Below are 15,379 nucleotides of genomic sequence, written 5' to 3'. Positions count from 1 at the left end.
AGCTGCATGAGCGTGAGCCTGTCGGAAGAGGTACAAAACGGTCTGATCGATTCCCCGGCCGAATGGGATGACGATCAGCTCACCCGCGATATTCTGAAACAGCGACTGGAGCAGTTTCAGCACTATCTGTCTGCTGCTTTCGACGCCGGTGAAGCCGTCGAGCCGCTGATTGATGCCCGCACGCTGTTTATCGATCGCCTGCTGCGCCGCCTGTGGCGCTTTTTCGGCTTTGATCAGCTGAGCGCCATCGCGCTGGTGGCGGTTGGCGGCTATGGCCGTGCCGAGCTGCATCCGCTTTCAGACATAGACGTGCTGATCCTCAGCCGTCAGCCGCTGGATGAACAGACCGCACAGCGCACCAGCGAACTGCTGACCCTGATGTGGGACCTGAAGCTGGAAGTCGGCCACAGCGTGCGCACGCTGGAGGAGTGTCTGCTGGAGGGCTTATCGGATCTGACGGTAGCCACCAATCTGATTGAGTCGCGGATGCTGACCGGTGACGTGGCGCTGTTCCTTGAACTGCAGAAAAACGTTTTCAGCGACGGATTCTGGCCTTCGTCGTGCTTTTTCGCCGCCAAAATCGAAGAGCAGCAGGAGCGCCATAAGCGCTATCACGGCACCAGCTACAACCTTGAGCCAGACATTAAAAGCAGCCCCGGCGGCCTGCGCGATATTCATACCCTGCAATGGGTGGCGCGTCGTCATTTTGGCGCCACCACCCTCGATGAGATGGTCGGCTTCGGTTTCCTCACCGACGTGGAGCGCAGCGAGCTGAACGAGTGCCAGGAATTTCTCTGGCGGATTCGTTTTGCATTGCACCTTTCGCTGCCACGCTACGACAACCGGCTGCTGTTTGATCGCCAGCTCAGCGTGGCACAACGTCTTAATTATCAGGGCGAAGGCAACGAGCCGGTCGAGCGGATGATGAAAGACTTTTACCGGGTGACGCGCCGGATTGGCGAGTTGAACCAGATGCTGCTCCAGCTGTTCGATGAAGCGATCCTGGCGCTGCCTACCAGCGAGAAGCCCTGCCCGATCGACGATCACTTCCAGCTGCGTGGCGATCTGATTGACCTGCGCGATGAAACGCTGTTTGAGCGCGAGCCGCAGGCAATCCTGCGCATGTTCTACGTCATGGTGCGCAACGACAGCATTAAAGGTATCTACTCCACCACCCTGCGCCATCTGCGCCATGCGCGCCGCCATCTGAAACAGCCGCTGTGTCAGATACCGGAAGCGCGCCGCACCTTTATGTCTATTCTGCGTCATCCTGGCGCCGTCAGCCGGGCGCTGGTGCCGATGCACCGCCACAGCGTGCTGTGGGCTTACACCCCGCTGTGGGGCCATATTGTCGGCCAGATGCAGTTTGACCTGTTCCACGCCTACACCGTTGATGAGCACACCATTCGTGTGCTGCAGAAGCTGGAAAGCTTCGCCAGCGAATCCACCCGCTCGCAGCATCCGCTGTGCGTTGAACTCTGGCCGCGCCTGCCGCAGCAGGAGCTGTTGCTGATGGCCGCGCTGCTGCACGATATCGCTAAAGGGCGCGGTGGCGATCACTCGATTCTTGGTGCCCAGGACGCGCTCGACTTTGCTGAAATGCACGGCCTGAACTCGCGTGAAACGCAGCTGGTCGCCTGGCTGGTGCGCCATCATCTGCTGATGTCGGTCACCGCGCAGCGCCGCGATATTCAGGACCCGACGGTGATCCAGCAGTTCGCTGAGGTGATGCAGAATGAAAATCGCCTGCGCTATCTGGTCTGCCTCACGGTGGCGGATATCTGCGCCACCAACGAAAGCCTGTGGAACAGCTGGAAGCAGAGCCTGTTGCGCGAACTGTTTTTCGCCACCGAGAAACAGCTGCGACGCGGCATGGAGAACAGCCCGGACCTGCGCGAGCGGGTGCGTCACCATCGTCTGCAGGCGCTGGCGCTGCTGCGGATGGACAATATTGATGAAGAGCGGCTGCATCAGATCTGGAACCGCTGCCGCGCCGATTATTTCCTGCGGCATACGCCGAATCAGATCGCCTGGCATGCCCGTCATCTGATGGGGCACGATCTGAAAAAACCGCTGGTGCTGGTCAGCCCGCAGGCCACGCGCGGCGGAACTGAAATCTTTATCTGGAGCCCGGATCGACCGCACCTGTTTGCCGCCGTAGCGGGCGAGCTGGATCGGCGTAATCTCAGCGTGCACGATGCGCAAATTTTTACCAGCCGCGACGGCATGGCGATGGATACGTTTATCGTGCTGGAGCCCGATGGCAGCCCGCTGGCACCGGACCGCCATCCAATGATTATTCAGGCGCTGGAGCAGGCGATTACCCAGTCAGACTGGGTGCCGCCGCGAACCCGTCGTCCGTCGGCCAGGCTGAAGCACTTCAGCGTCGATACCGAAGTCAATTTTCTGCCAACCCATACCGACCGCCGCAGCTACCTCGAGCTGGTGGCCCTTGATCAGCCCGGCCTGCTGGCGCGGGTAGGCGAAGTGTTTGCCGATCTCGGCGTCTCGCTGCACGGCGCGCGCATCAGCACCATCGGCGAGCGGGTCGAGGATTTGTTTATTCTCGCCAACAGTGAACGTCAGGCGCTGGATGAAGAAATGCGTAAAGCGTTGCAACAACGGTTGACAGAAGCCCTTAATCCAAACGATAAAGTGTGACCAAAGTCGATTTGTGAACCTTAAACTTTTTACGTGTGTCGGGTGATTGCCCGGCACTGCACATGACAGATCAGGAAAAAAATATGCAACAGTTACAGAGCGTTATTGAATCTGCCTTCGAACGTCGTGCTGACATTACCCCAGCCAGCGTTGACAGCGAAACCCGCGATGCCATTAACCAGGTTATCTCTCTGCTGGACAGCGGTGCTCTGCGCGTTTCCGAAAAGATCGACGGCGAGTGGGTAACGCATCAGTGGCTGAAGAAAGCGGTACTGCTCTCTTTCCGCATCAACGACAACCAGGTGATGGAAGGTGCTGAAACCCGTTTTTATGACAAAGTGCCGATGAAATTTGCTGGCTGGGATGAAGCGCGTTTCAAAGAGGCCGGTTTCCGCGTGGTGCCGCCGGCGGCTGTGCGTCAGGGTGCCTATATCGCCCGTAACACGGTGTTGATGCCGTCTTACGTTAACATTGGCGCTTTCGTAGATGAAGGCACCATGGTGGACACCTGGGCCACCGTTGGCTCCTGTGCGCAGATCGGTAAAAACGTTCACCTCTCCGGCGGTGTGGGCATCGGCGGCGTGCTGGAGCCGCTGCAGGCCAACCCGACCATCATTGAAGATAACTGCTTCATTGGCGCGCGCTCTGAAATCGTTGAAGGCGTGATTGTTGAAGAAGGTTCCGTGATCTCAATGGGCGTTTACATCGGCCAGAGCACCAAAATTTATGACCGTGAGACCGGTGAAGTGCATTACGGCCGCGTGCCAGCCGGTTCGGTGGTGGTTTCCGGTAACCTGCCGTCAAAAGATGGCAGCTACAGCCTCTACTGTGCGGTTATCGTGAAGAAAGTAGATGCCAAAACGCTTGGCAAAACAGGCATCAACGAACTGCTGCGCACTATCGACTGATTTACGTGACGGGCTGGAAACCAGCCCGTCATCTTTTCTTTACACTTCCCCGCCAGTATCCTGTTTTGCACCGCGAATTAACGGGTGCGTTTAATTTTTATTCAGGTCATAATCCGCGCCAGTTAAATCCCGTCGCGCAATGTTCATCCTGCTTATTTATGTCTACAGTTGTCAGACGTCATGAACAAGACTGCGCGCTTCTCACCTTTTGATGGAAACAACGCTATGTATGACAATCTGAAAAGCTTAGGTATCAGTAATCCGGATGATATTGATCGTTACAGCCTGCGTCAGGAAGCCAATAACGATATTCTGAAGATCTACTTCCGCAAAGATAAAGGCGAGTTTTTCGCGAAAAGCGTAAAATTCAAATACCCGCGTCAGCGTAAAACGGTGGTGGCCGATCACGCTACCCAGGGCTACAAAGAAGTGCAGGAAATCAGCCCGAACCTGCGTTACGTGATTGATGAGCTGGACCAGATTTGCCAGCGCGACCAGGTTGAAGTGGACCTGAAACGTAAAATTCTTGATGATCTGCGCCATCTGGAAAGCGTCGTGTCACACAAGATTACCGAAATCGAATCTGACCTGGAAAAACTGACCCGCAACGGTCGTTAATCTGCTGTCAGTGTCGAAAAGGCCAGCGCTGCTGGCCTTTTTTATGCCGCCAGTATGGCCCCGATCATCCCTGCTCATCCAGCTGCAGCGCCACATAAAGCAGCAGCCGATCGTCAAAGTGACCGAGGTTCAGCCCGGTTAGCTCCGAAATCCGGTTCAGCCGATACTCCAGCGTATTACGATGAATAAACAGCGCACGTGCGGTCGCGCTCGGCTGCACATTATGGGTGAACCAGGCGATCAGCGTTCGCCGCAGCAAGCCGTTATTATCCATGCTCTTGAGTTTCGCCAGTGGCCGCGCCAGTTCATTGGCCTGCCAGCCGCCACGCAGACTGTCGAGCAGCACCGGCAGCACCAGGTCCTGATAAAAATAGCTGCGCACCTCAGGCATGCGCTGTTTGCCCACCATCATGGTGGTGCGGGCGGTACGATAGGAACGCGCAATACTGCCGGGGCCGGTGAAAAAGTTTCCCAGCGCAATCCGCATCCGTAAATGGCCGCTCTCCTTCATGCGTTGTAACAGCTGCTCGACCCGACGACGATGATCCTCCTGATCGTAACGGCCGTGTCCATTCAGCGCCGGCTTCAGCACCACCATTTCGGTTAGCGAAACAATGGCGATCAGGTTGTCCCGTTCCGGCGTAACCAACAACGTTTGCAGCTGCTGCAGCTCTGACATTGCACTATCGACCCCCAGCTGGCCGCTATCAACCTCCACTACGGCTACTACCCGTGGCTGATTAAGATCGATGCCGAGCCGCTGCGCCCATTCGGTCAGCTGCGGCGACAGGGTATCGCTGCGAATCAGGTTCAGCACCAGCTCTTCACGCAGTCGGCTATCCTGCGCCAGCATATGCAGCAGTCGCGCCTGCTCCAGCATCATCTCGGCGGTCATACAGACCAGCTCCCCATAATGCCGCAGCGCCAGCGGCTCACCGGTCAGGCCGATTACCCCGACGATATCGCCGTCTATCCGCAGCGGCAGATTAATGCCGGGTCGTACCCCGTGCAGATGTTTCGCCACCGCTTCATCAATGTCCACCACCCGACCCTGAGAGAGCACCAGCAGTGCGCCTTCGTGCAATTCCCCAATGCGCTCGCGGTCGCCGCTGCCAATAATCCGGCCGCGCGCATCCATCACGTTGACATTGCTGTCAATAATTTTCATGGTGCGCGCCACGATATCCTGCGCCAGCCGGGCATCAAGATGATAGGTAGCCATCCATTACTCCTGAAAAAGAGGGGAAGAGATAGAATACGCATGCAGAGCGAGCAGAACATTGTGCAATTGCACAGAGCCAGGTGGGCATTTAGTAAATTTGCGGCCAGCATCACACTCTTACCGACGCGGATTGAAGCAATAAAAAAGGCGGACCGAAGTCCGCCTGATAGCAATAGCTTGCCGCTTACTGCATCAGCAGGTAGATGCTGCTGTCGCCGCGCTTGACGTTGAGCGCCAGCACCGACGGTTTGGCATCAAGGATCTTACGCAGTTCGCCGAGGTTGGTCACCGGCTGCTGGTTCACGCCCTGAATCACGTCGCCTTTTTTCAGGCCGATACGGGCGGCAGCGCTGCCCGCTTTGACGTTATCCACCCGAACCCCTTTATCACCGGTGTCGCTGTTGCTGAGATCGGCCCCTTCAATGCCGGTGTAGATGGTGGCTGACTGGACTTTTGCCTGGCTGCTCTGTTGCAGCTGAACCGACACGTCCAGCGGTTTGCCGTCACGCAGCAGACCCAGTTTCAGGGTGGTGCCAATCGGCAGTGAACCGACTTCAGCACGCAGCGCAGCAAAACTGTTCAGTGGCTTGCCGTTCATCGAGACCACCACATCGCCGGCTTTGATACCGGCTTTCGCCGCCGCCGAACCAGGCAGTACCTGGCTGACAAAGGCTCCGCGCTGTGCATCGACCTTCATCGCTTTCGCCAGCTCAGAGTTAAGCTCGGTGCCCATCACACCCAGTTCACCACGTTTAACCTGACCAAACTCCACCATCTGCGCCGTCAGGTTTTTCACCATGTTGCTCGGGATAGCAAAGCCGATACCGATGTTGCCGCCATCCGGTGCCAGAATCGCGGTGTTAATGCCGATCAGTTCGCCGTTAAGGTTAACCAGCGCGCCGCCGGAGTTACCCCGGTTAATCGCCGCATCGGTCTGGATAAAGTTCTCGTAGTTTTCCACATTCAGACCGCTACGGCCCAGCGCGGAAACGATACCTGAGGTCACCGTTTCACCCAGGCCATACGGGTTACCGATCGCCACGGTGTAGTCACCGACCCGCAGATTGTCAGAGTCGGCCAGTTTCACCGCCGTGAGGTTTTTTGCGTCCTGCAGCTGAATCAACGCAATGTCGGAGCTGGGATCTTTACCGATCACTTTGGCGTCATAGCGGCGGCCATCGCTCAGCTGGACCTGAATTTTGGTGGCGTTATTCACCACGTGGTTGTTGGTTACCACATAGCCTTTTTCAGCATTGATCACCACGCCAGATCCCAATGCGCGGAATTTTTCCTGTTGGGTATTCGGCACCGGGGCACCGCCATCAGAGCCGTCACCGCTCTGGCACATCGGTGAACTCTGGAACGGTGAGCCGTCCTGACAGAAAGGCGAGTTATCGCCAAAGAACTGCTGGAACTGCTGTGGCATGCGCGGCGTTTTCACCGTGGTGGTGCCTTCAACGCTGATACTCACCACTGACGGCATCACCTTCTCCAGCATCGGTGCCAGGCTCGGCAGTTGCTGACTATCAGAAGAGGCGGTTTGCGCAGCGGAAACCGTGACGGGCGCCAGGGCCATACTCAGGCTCAGGGCCAGCGCACTTAGCATTAAACTCTTTTTTTTCATTTTTGGTTTCTCTTGAGGATAACTGTTCAGACCATTGCTGTGGTCGGTGTTGAGATAAATGTTTTAGCGCGAAGTTCCTTTTAAAGTTTCAAGCAAAGGTAAAAATTTATTCGCGCTCTTTACAATTGATGATTATTCGACAGCCATCAGCCGACGGTACTCATCCCAGGCATAGAGATCGGTCATCCCGCTAATATAATCCTGAATCAGACGAAAACGATAATATCGCTCCCACAGCAGGCGCTCATATTTATGCTCCACTACCAGGGTGCGCATTTTATGCAGATAAGCTTTACGATGCTTGCCGGAAAGTTTATGAAAAAGCCGGGTTTCAATCGGATGGTGCCGCAGAAAGTCTTCATTTATCAGCGTGGTAAACGATTCATAATTGAGCAGCATTAGCGGCTGATAAATTTCCAGTAATCCCTTAATAACCCGATATCCCTGTAATTCCAGCTGTTCCACTTCGGAATGATTAAATACCTGCTGGCGCGCCACCGTTTTGAACAACTGCAATAAACGTCCCTCTTCGCCGTCATCTTCCAGTAAGGCATGATTGAAATTACCGGCAAAGATGGCGGGCAGATTATCAACAAAACGCTTCACTGCATAGGTCACCAGCACGCTCTGAACATTTACGCGTAATGACATAAAGAATTGATCGCTGCGGCTGCGGCGCTTTTTACTGCAGGCTTCACGCCAGGCTTCGCCGATGGTGCGGCTGAAGGCGTCATTATTTTTTACCGGCCCCCAGGCTTTATTGAGAAACTCATACAAACTCTCAACATTAAATATATCTTTTTCTACAGCGTCGTCCAAATCGGCAATGCAATAGGAGATATCGTCGGCGGCTTCCATTATATAAGTCAGCGGAAAGCGATGGTGCTCTGCCATATTGGTTGCGGCGCGCAGGTCACTAATATAGTCCTGCTCGGAGAGATAAAAGCCGGGCTTTTTCATTAACACGCTGAATTCGGCGGGTTTCTCGCCTTGCCACCACGCGGGGGCGGTATATTTGAGAATGCAGGCAACCTGCGAGTAGCTAAGATTGAGTTGCAGCAGCGTATGGACCATGCGAATCGCCTGCGCATTGCCTTCAAAATGGCACAAATCCTGTCGAATCATCGCATTTAGCTGGTCGAAGGCGCGGCGTTGCGTCTCGCCTTCTACCCCGGCCACCAGCGGATCAACCAGTTCAGCCGGCAGATTATCTTCAAACCAGTCGTTGATCGCCGCCTCACCAAAATGCCCGAACGGGGGATTGCCGACGTCGTGCATCAGACAGGCCATCTCAATCAGGCTCTCAAACGCGCCTTCCAGCTCGTCCAGTCCATATTGCGCCAGCCCGCCCTGCATTTTCAGGGTCTGCAGGATCTCCTTGGTGATATAGCGTCCGGTCTGCTGCACCTCCAGCGAATGCGTCAGCCTTGAACGCACCGCGGCATTGCGCTCCAGCGGAAAGACCTGGGTTTTTTGCTGCAATCGCCGAATCGCCGCGGAGTTAATAATCCGTCCGCGATCGCTCTCGAAGTGGCGGGTAATGTAATATTCCCCTTCCGGATCTTTTCGGCTGGTATAAGGGCGCGAGAAGCTGATCTTCTTCCTGAAATTGATCGCTGACATTCATTACCCCTTATTTTTTGGTGAATTAATCCCCTGTTAGCCATGGTAGACTATGCCTTAAATTATGACTTTTTACATTAGCGGGACTCACTATGAAAGCAGGCATTATTGGTGCGATGGAGCAGGAAGTTACCCTGCTGCGCGACAAAATCGAAAACCGTCAAACTTTATCGCTGGCTGGCTGTGAAATTTATACCGGCACCCTGAACGGCGTTGAGGTCGCCCTGTTGAAATCGGGCATTGGCAAAACCTCCGCCGCGCTGGGTACTACCCTGCTGCTGCAACTGTGTAAGCCCGACGTGGTGATCAACACCGGTTCGGCTGGCGGCTTAGCGGCTTCGCTGAGCGTGGGCGATATCGTGGTATCGGAAGAAGTGCGCTATCACGATGCCGACGTCACGGCTTTTGGCTATCAGCCGGGTCAGATGGCAGGCTGCCCGCCAGCCTTTGTCGCCGACAGTGGTTTGATTGCAGCAGCCGAAGCCTGCATTAAGCAGCTCGATCTGAATGCGGTGCGCGGACTGGTGGTGAGCGGCGACGCCTTTATCAACGGCGCTGAGCCGCTGGCGCGTATTCGTCAGCAGTTTCCACAGGCTATCGCCGTGGAAATGGAGGCCGCAGCTATCGGTCACGTCTGCCACCAGTTCCAGGTGCCTTTCGTGGTGGTTCGTGCCATTTCTGACGTCGCTGATCAGGCCTCGCACCTGAGCTTTGATGAGTTCCTCAGCGTCGCGGCTAAGCAGTCGTCGCTGATGGTGGAGAACCTGCTGGCGCGTCTGGCGCGTGGCTAAAACTCTGCTGTTCTGCTGGCTGCTGCTGATCAGCGGCAGCCTGCTGGCTTCCCCTCCGCGCGTTATCACCCTCGCGCCCCATCTGACTGAACTCGCCTTCGCCGCCGGCATTACGCCGATTGCGGTCAGCGCCTGGTCCGACTATCCACCGCAGGCGAAAACGATTGAACAGGTGGCCAACTGGCAGGGGATTAACCTCGAGCGTATTCTGCAACTGAAGCCGGATCGGGTGTTAGCCTGGCGTGGCGGCAATCCGCAGCGACAGATCGACCAGCTGCAGCAGCTCGGCATAAAAATCGAATGGGTCGATCCGGTCTCGCTGGATCAGATGATTGCCACGCTGGATAAACTGGCGCAGTGGAGCCCGCATCCTGAACAGGCGGTTGAGGCTGCAGAGCAGTTACGTCAACAGCAGGCCGCGCTGCGTCAGCGCTACGCTCATCTGCCGGTGGTGCCGCTGTTTTTACAGTTTGGTCAGCAGCCGCTGTTTACCGCCGCAAAATCGACCTTACAGAATGAGATCATTGAACTGTGTGGCGGCAGAAATATCTTTGCCGACAGTCGGGTCAGCTGGCCACAGGTCAGCCGTGAACAGGTACTGATGCGACGCCCGCAGGCGATTGTGATCGGCGGCAGTGGCCACCAGGCTGACAACATCCGGGCCTTCTGGCAGCCGCAGCTCAGCGTGCCGGTGATTGCGATAAATGATGACTGGCTCAGCCGCCCTGGCCCGCGCCTGTTACTGGCGGCAAAACAGCTGTGTGCTGCGCTGCATCCCGCACAAAAATCCAACTAATCGATTAAAGAAACAGCCTTTTTTGCCGTTAATCAAGGTATGAGACGCGCGCGCCACGTATGCTCGCCGTCCTTTTTAGCGCTTAGCGCTTTTTAAACAACACCAGGAACCTTACATGACCAGAGCACTGCTACTGGCGATGGGGCTGCTGATCCCGGCGTACACGCTGGCAGGATCGGTCACCGGCTCTATTGGCGTCAGGCTTGTCATCTTTTCACGCTGTGAAATTCACCGCCCTGAGACGCCGGCTGTGCCGCAGATCGATTGCGGCAGACAGGCGAGCGCGCAGCCGCGGGTAACGCGTAGTGTTATTCCATCACAGGGGAATCAGAGACGAAACCATCAGCTGGTAACGATAGAGTGGTAAACGAGGCCGTCAGGAAGACGGCCTGCGTTATCAGAGACTGTCAGATACTGAAAGAAGAACCACAGCCGCAGGTGGTTTTCGCGTTCGGGTTAGTGACGATAAAACGCGATCCTTCCAGCCCTTCGGTGTAGTCCACCGAGCCGCCCACCAGATACTGCAGGCTCATCGGATCGACCACCAGCGAGACGCCCTGCTTCTCAATGGTCATATCGCCGTCATTCATCTGGTCATCAAAAGTAAAACCGTACTGGAAGCCGCTGCAACCTCCACCGGTGATATAAACGCGTAATTTCAGCGCCGGGTTCTCTTCGTCGGCAATCAGGTTCTTCACCTTGGTGGCTGCTGCGTCGGTAAACTGCAACGGCAGTGCTGCTACATCATCACTCATGTTTTACTCCGCTAAACGTCCAGGTCAGAAAACGACCTTAATACCGCTATTATCTGCCAGCACCTCAGCGCAATCAAGCTCTGCCCTTCGCACTCTGTGCCGCTTTCACTAAGGTTAAGTATAGCGGCTGGTGAAACCGGCTTTCGTCTGCTGCGCCTCTTCCGTAGAATGGCGCGATATTTTTATGAACCGCTGGAGCCGAAAATGAGTAAGTCCGAACAACTGTTTGCCGAGGCACAACGCCTGATTCCGGGTGGCGTAAACTCGCCGGTACGCGCATTTACCGGTGTGGGCGGCGTTCCGCTGTTTATCGAACACGCTAACGGTGCCTACCTGTATGACGCCGATGGCAAAGCCTACATTGATTATGTCGGATCGTGGGGCCCGATGGTGCTGGGGCACAATAACGCCGGAATTCGCAACGCGGTGATTGAGGCCGCTGAGCGCGGACTGAGCTTTGGCGCGCCCACCGAGATGGAAGTTACCATGGCGCAGCTGGTGTGCGAACTGGTGCCGAGCATGGAGATGGTGCGGATGGTCAACTCCGGTACCGAAGCCACCATGAGCGCCATTCGTCTGGCGCGTGGCTTTACCGGCCGTGATAAAATCATCAAATTCGAAGGCTGCTATCACGGGCACGCCGATCATCTGCTGGTCAAAGCGGGCTCGGGCGCATTAACTCTCGGCCAGCCCAATTCGCCAGGCGTCCCGGCCGATTTCGCTAAGCATACCCTGACCTGCACCTACAACGATCTCGATTCGGTTCGCGCCGCCTTTGAACAGTATCCGGAGGCTATCGCCGCGATCATCGTTGAACCGGTAGCCGGCAACATGAACTGCATTCCACCGCAGCCAGAGTTCCTGCCGGGCCTGCGGGCGCTGTGTGATGAGTTTGGCGCGCTGTTGATTATTGATGAAGTGATGACCGGCTTCCGCGTGGCGCTGGGCGGCGCGCAGGAGTATTACAACGTCCGTCCTGACCTGACCTGCCTCGGTAAGATCATCGGTGGCGGTATGCCGGTTGGCGCGTTTGGCGGTCGTCGTGAGGTGATGGCGGCGCTGGCTCCGACCGGTCCGGTCTATCAGGCTGGCACGCTGTCGGGCAACCCGATCGCCATGGCGGCCGGTTATGCCTGTCTGACCCAGATCGCCCAGCCTGGCACCCATCAGACGCTGGATGCCCTGACCCGCAAACTGGCGACCGGCCTGCGTGAAGCGGCGCAGCAGCAAAACATTCCGCTGGTGGTCAACCACGTCGGCGGGATGTTTGGCCTGTTCTTCACCGATGCTGACAGCGTGACCTGTTACGCCGACGTGACTCGCTGTGATGTTGAGCGTTTCAAAACCTTCTTCCACCTGATGCTGGAAGAAGGTGTCTACTTTGCTCCGTCGGCCTTTGAAGCTGGTTTTATGTCGCTGGCCCACAGCGAAGAAGATATTCAGCGTACCATTGACGCCGCGCGTCGTTGCTTCGCGAAGCTGTAAAATGGGTATAAGACCGGCTGAGGCCGGTCTTTTCTAGCCTGAACGCCGCAGCAGCCAGATGAAGTAAGGCGCGCCGAGAAAGGTCGCCATCAGCCCGGCCGGAATCTGATCCGGAAACGCCAGCATCCGCCCGCACCAGTCCGCCAGCACCATCAATCCCGCCCCCAGCAAGCCTGACAGCAATAACTGCGGTAATGCCCGACGGAAGCCCAGCATCCGTGCCATATGCGGTGCCATCAATCCGACAAAACTCAGTGGCCCGATGGTCAGCGTGGCGCTGGCCGTCAGCGCGGCCGCCAGCAGTAGCAGGCTGAGCCGGGCCGGGGTTAACGCCATGCCCGCCGATCGTGCCGTGGCACTGCCGAGCGGCAGCAGCGTCAGCCAGCGGCTGGCCAGCGGAGCCAGCGCCACCAGCAGCAGCGCGCAGCCAGCGCTCTGTATCGCCTGGCTGCCACTGATGTTGTAGGTTGAGCCGGAGATCCAGCTCAGCAGGCCGCCCATGCGCGGATCGCCACTGGCCAGCAGCAGCATCAGCAGCGTGACAAAGGCGCTGTTCAGCGCCATCCCCGCCAGCAGCATCCGCTCCGGTGAAAAACCGCCACGGCTGGCCACCAGCATAATCACCATCAGGGTTAGCGCCGCGCCGATTGCGCCAGCAGGCAGCAGCCACATCAGCGCATCGCCGGGCACCAGCAACATCATCACCACCACACCACAGGCGGCACCGGAACTGATGCCAAGCACTTCCGGACTGGCCATCGGGTTGCCGGTCAGGCGCTGGATCAGGCTGCCCGCCACGCCCAGCATCAGGCCGGTCACCAGTGCAGCCAGTACCCGCGGCGCACGCCACGGCAGCAGCTGATGGAGCATATCGCCCGCAGACCAGAGCCAGCCCTGGGCATTGCGGCCAAACGCCAGGCCGCCCCACGCCAGCAGCGCCAGCGCCAGCAGGCCGACCAGCACCCAGCGCAGCAGATGCTGGCGCTCGGCCGGAACGTTATCGCCCTGATCCAGCGCTGGCGGCACCGAACCGGTTCGCAGCCGCGGCAGCAGCCACAGCAGAATCGGCACACCCAGCAGCGCGGTAGCGGTGCCGGTCGGAATCTCGCGCCAGTGAACGCTTAACCACTGCACGCAGCCATCCGCCAGCCACAGCAGTAGCGCGCCGATCAGCGGTGCCAGCAGCATGCGGCTGAGTAACCGCCGGCCGCCCAGCAGCTTCGCCAGTAGCGGCGCAAACAGCCCGATAAAGCCGATAATACCGGCGGCATTAACCAGCTGCGCGCTGAGCAGAATCGCCAGAGCCAGGCCGCCGATTCGCGCCAGCGACAGCGCCAGTCCCAGATTTTTGGCTACGCCATCATCCAGTCCCATCAGCGTCAGCGGACGCAGCAGTGCCAGCGTCAGCAACAGCGCCAGCAGCAGACGCGGCCAGAGTTGCAGCACGTTTTCCCAGCTCATCTGATTCAGCGCACCGGTGCTCCACAGGAACATGTTCTGCAACTGGTCGTGATTGAAGATGGCGAAAATCTGGTTCACCGCGCCGCTGTAGAGACTCAGTACCAGACCGGCCAGAATCAGGGTGACCGGCGACAGACGTTTGCGCCACGCCACGCCAAACACCAGCACGCCAACCACCACCGCCCCGATCAGGGCAGCAAACTGCTGGGTCACCGCACCGCCGGGCAACTGCCACAAGGTCGCCACGGTGATGCCGAGCTGTGCGCCAGAGGAGACGCCCAGCGTGGTCGGTTCGGCCAGCGGATTACGCAGCACCTGCTGAAACAGCAAGCCGGCTAATCCCAGCCCGGCACCCACCAGCAGTGCCAGCACCAGCCTTGGCAGCAGGCTGTAGTGAAATACCATCTGCGAGACGTTATCGCTGGCGGGCGACCACAACGCCTGTGACCACTGTGCCAGCGGTAACGCCTGCTGCAGGTTAACCAGCGTCAGGCCAAGCGCCAGCAGAAACAGCAGGCTGAGCAGCGCCGCCGGGAACAGAGCATGGCGCATCAGTGTGTCTCCAGCGCGCGTTCCAGCACGCGAACAAAGTGCAGCGCCGACAGCGTCGCGCCGTAATACCAGACCGCCGGAACGCGCTGAAAGCGTCCGGCACGCACAAACGGCAGCGACTGCCACAGCGGGCTGCGCATCAGCTGCTGCATATCCGCCTCGTTATCGTGATCAAAGCAGATGACATCCACATCGCTCAGCGGGGCCAGCTGTTCGATACCGATCACCGCACTGCCCCAGAAATTGGTTTCGCCCTGCCAGGCATTTTTCAAACCCAGCAGGGTCATGATTTCAAGAAACAGGCTGTTTTTACCGAAGGTAATGGCGTGGCGGCTGTCGAGCAGCGACATCAGCAGCAGCGTTCGCCCGGCGTAAGGTGCCAGACGCTGACGCGCTGCGGCCAGCTCGCTATCGACCGTGCGCAGATGCTGCTCTGCCCTGCTGCTCAGTCCCAGCTGCGCCGCCAGCTGACGTAACGAGGCGCGCGCGGTGCTGAAGGGTTTGCCGTCACCGCTGTTGAGGTCGAAGCCCATAATCGGCGCGATGCGCATCAGTTTCTCTTTTGACGGGCCGTAGCCATTGGAGCAGAGGATCAGCGACGGCTGCATCTGCGCCATCAGCTCAAGGTTCGGTTCGGTGCGCAAGCCGACGTCAACCACACCGGCGGGCAGTGACGGCTCACCGACCCAGATGTTGTAATTGTGGAGATCCGCGACCCCATAGGGCGTAACGCCAAGCGCCAGCAGCAGTTCGGTGGGTAACCACTCCAGGGCAATAATGCGCGACAGGTCGGGCGTGGCGGCCTGCAGCGGCAGGCTGCGGAGCAACGGAGCCGCCGCCAGTGCCAGCATCAGCCGACGGCGTAACAGATCGGGCATGAAGC

The 15,379-nt window shown here is 57.8% G+C and carries 13 protein-coding genes; 7 read left to right on the top strand and 6 right to left on the bottom strand.

Annotated elements, in window-relative coordinates; translation table 11 throughout:
- The first annotated feature begins 6 nt into the window (after positions 1 to 6).
- From glnD to AC6I8D_RS03510, 3 genes are all read left to right on the top strand, one after another.
- Positions 7 to 2,661 (top strand): bifunctional uridylyltransferase/uridylyl-removing protein GlnD, encoded by a 2,655-nt coding sequence (gene glnD / locus AC6I8D_RS03520; protein WP_312056750.1) that lies wholly within the window; start codon positions 7 to 9, stop codon positions 2,659 to 2,661.
- Between the two features lie 83 nt (positions 2,662 to 2,744).
- Positions 2,745 to 3,569 carry a 2,3,4,5-tetrahydropyridine-2,6-dicarboxylate N-succinyltransferase gene (gene dapD, locus AC6I8D_RS03515; RefSeq protein WP_031375273.1) on the top strand — a complete coding sequence of 275 codons (825 nt, stop codon included), beginning with the start codon at positions 2,745 to 2,747 and terminating at the stop codon, positions 3,567 to 3,569.
- A 225-nt stretch (positions 3,570 to 3,794) separates the two neighbouring features.
- Positions 3,795 to 4,187, top strand: coding sequence for a DUF3461 family protein (locus AC6I8D_RS03510; RefSeq protein WP_010254085.1), 393 nt, complete (start codon positions 3,795 to 3,797; stop codon positions 4,185 to 4,187).
- Positions 4,188 to 4,251: 64 nt separating this feature from the next.
- Here AC6I8D_RS03510 and AC6I8D_RS03505 read toward each other — a convergent pair whose 3' ends face one another.
- From AC6I8D_RS03505 to dgt, 3 genes are all read right to left on the bottom strand, one after another.
- Positions 4,252 to 5,409 (bottom strand): CdaR family transcriptional regulator, encoded by a 1,158-nt coding sequence (locus AC6I8D_RS03505; RefSeq protein ID WP_312056748.1) that lies wholly within the window; start codon positions 5,407 to 5,409, stop codon positions 4,252 to 4,254.
- 184 nt (positions 5,410 to 5,593) lie between these two features.
- Positions 5,594 to 7,033: a serine endoprotease DegP gene (gene degP, locus AC6I8D_RS03500; protein ID WP_497819663.1), complete on the bottom strand. Its 1,440-nt coding sequence runs from the start codon at positions 7,031 to 7,033 to the stop codon at positions 5,594 to 5,596.
- A gap of 132 nt (positions 7,034 to 7,165) precedes the next feature.
- Positions 7,166 to 8,656: a dGTPase gene (gene dgt / locus AC6I8D_RS03495; protein WP_312056745.1), complete on the bottom strand. Its 1,491-nt coding sequence runs from the start codon at positions 8,654 to 8,656 to the stop codon at positions 7,166 to 7,168.
- Positions 8,657 to 8,748: 92 nt separating this feature from the next.
- Between dgt and mtnN the strand changes: the two genes are divergently transcribed.
- The 3 genes from mtnN to AC6I8D_RS03480 all read left to right on the top strand — a co-directional run bounded on the left by mtnN (position 8,749) and on the right by AC6I8D_RS03480 (position 10,610).
- Positions 8,749 to 9,447, top strand: coding sequence for a 5'-methylthioadenosine/S-adenosylhomocysteine nucleosidase (gene mtnN / locus AC6I8D_RS03490; protein WP_312056744.1), 699 nt, complete (start codon positions 8,749 to 8,751; stop codon positions 9,445 to 9,447).
- The gene (gene btuF / locus AC6I8D_RS03485; protein WP_497819662.1) at positions 9,440 to 10,243 is read left to right on the top strand and encodes a vitamin B12 ABC transporter substrate-binding protein BtuF; all 804 of its coding nucleotides are present in this window, start codon (positions 9,440 to 9,442) and stop codon (positions 10,241 to 10,243) included. The genes mtnN and btuF overlap by 8 nt, the downstream gene beginning before the upstream one ends.
- A gap of 115 nt (positions 10,244 to 10,358) precedes the next feature.
- Entirely contained in the window at positions 10,359 to 10,610 is a 252-nt protein-coding gene (locus AC6I8D_RS03480; protein WP_312056741.1) for a hypothetical protein, read from the top strand.
- A 40-nt stretch (positions 10,611 to 10,650) separates the two neighbouring features.
- Here AC6I8D_RS03480 and erpA read toward each other — a convergent pair whose 3' ends face one another.
- Positions 10,651 to 10,998, bottom strand: coding sequence for an iron-sulfur cluster insertion protein ErpA (erpA, locus tag AC6I8D_RS03475; protein ID WP_031375266.1), 348 nt, complete (start codon positions 10,996 to 10,998; stop codon positions 10,651 to 10,653).
- 204 nt (positions 10,999 to 11,202) lie between these two features.
- Here erpA and hemL point away from each other — a divergent pair, with 204 nt between their 5' ends.
- Positions 11,203 to 12,483 (top strand): glutamate-1-semialdehyde 2,1-aminomutase, encoded by a 1,281-nt coding sequence (hemL, locus tag AC6I8D_RS03470; protein ID WP_312759318.1) that lies wholly within the window; start codon positions 11,203 to 11,205, stop codon positions 12,481 to 12,483.
- Positions 12,484 to 12,516: 33 nt separating this feature from the next.
- On the opposite strand, the gene fhuB is transcribed toward hemL, so the two are convergent.
- Positions 12,517 to 14,496 (bottom strand): Fe(3+)-hydroxamate ABC transporter permease FhuB, encoded by a 1,980-nt coding sequence (gene fhuB, locus AC6I8D_RS03465; protein WP_497819661.1) that lies wholly within the window; start codon positions 14,494 to 14,496, stop codon positions 12,517 to 12,519.
- The gene (gene fhuD, locus AC6I8D_RS03460; RefSeq protein ID WP_312057483.1) at positions 14,496 to 15,374 is read right to left on the bottom strand and encodes a Fe(3+)-hydroxamate ABC transporter substrate-binding protein FhuD; all 879 of its coding nucleotides are present in this window, start codon (positions 15,372 to 15,374) and stop codon (positions 14,496 to 14,498) included. The genes fhuB and fhuD overlap by 1 nt, the downstream gene beginning before the upstream one ends.
- Between the last annotated feature and the right edge of the window lie 5 nt (positions 15,375 to 15,379).

This window comes from Pantoea sp. X-Soil-MYKO-1785 (assembly GCF_059730675.1).
This window is presented reverse-complemented; position numbering and strand designations above follow the sequence as displayed.

Excerpts from the sequence above, each read along its gene's own strand:
- fhuD (WP_312057483.1), bottom strand. The coding sequence starts at position 15,374 with ATGCCCGATCTGTTACGCCGTCGGCTGATGCTGGCACTGGCGGCGGCT.
- fhuB (WP_497819661.1), bottom strand. The coding sequence starts at position 14,496 with ATGCGCCATGCTCTGTTCCCGGCGGCGCTGCTCAGCCTGCTGTTTCTG.
- glnD (WP_312056750.1), top strand. The coding sequence starts at position 7 with ATGAGCGTGAGCCTGTCGGAAGAGGTACAAAACGGTCTGATCGATTCC.
- degP (WP_497819663.1), bottom strand. The coding sequence starts at position 7,033 with ATGAAAAAAAAGAGTTTAATGCTAAGTGCGCTGGCCCTGAGCCTGAGT.
- mtnN (WP_312056744.1), top strand. The coding sequence starts at position 8,749 with ATGAAAGCAGGCATTATTGGTGCGATGGAGCAGGAAGTTACCCTGCTG.
- dgt (WP_312056745.1), bottom strand. The coding sequence starts at position 8,656 with ATGTCAGCGATCAATTTCAGGAAGAAGATCAGCTTCTCGCGCCCTTAT.
- AC6I8D_RS03480 (WP_312056741.1), top strand. The coding sequence starts at position 10,359 with ATGACCAGAGCACTGCTACTGGCGATGGGGCTGCTGATCCCGGCGTAC.
- dapD (WP_031375273.1), top strand. The coding sequence starts at position 2,745 with ATGCAACAGTTACAGAGCGTTATTGAATCTGCCTTCGAACGTCGTGCT.
- AC6I8D_RS03510 (WP_010254085.1), top strand. The coding sequence starts at position 3,795 with ATGTATGACAATCTGAAAAGCTTAGGTATCAGTAATCCGGATGATATT.
- AC6I8D_RS03505 (WP_312056748.1), bottom strand. The coding sequence starts at position 5,409 with ATGGCTACCTATCATCTTGATGCCCGGCTGGCGCAGGATATCGTGGCG.
- erpA (WP_031375266.1), bottom strand. The coding sequence starts at position 10,998 with ATGAGTGATGATGTAGCAGCACTGCCGTTGCAGTTTACCGACGCAGCA.
- hemL (WP_312759318.1), top strand. The coding sequence starts at position 11,203 with ATGAGTAAGTCCGAACAACTGTTTGCCGAGGCACAACGCCTGATTCCG.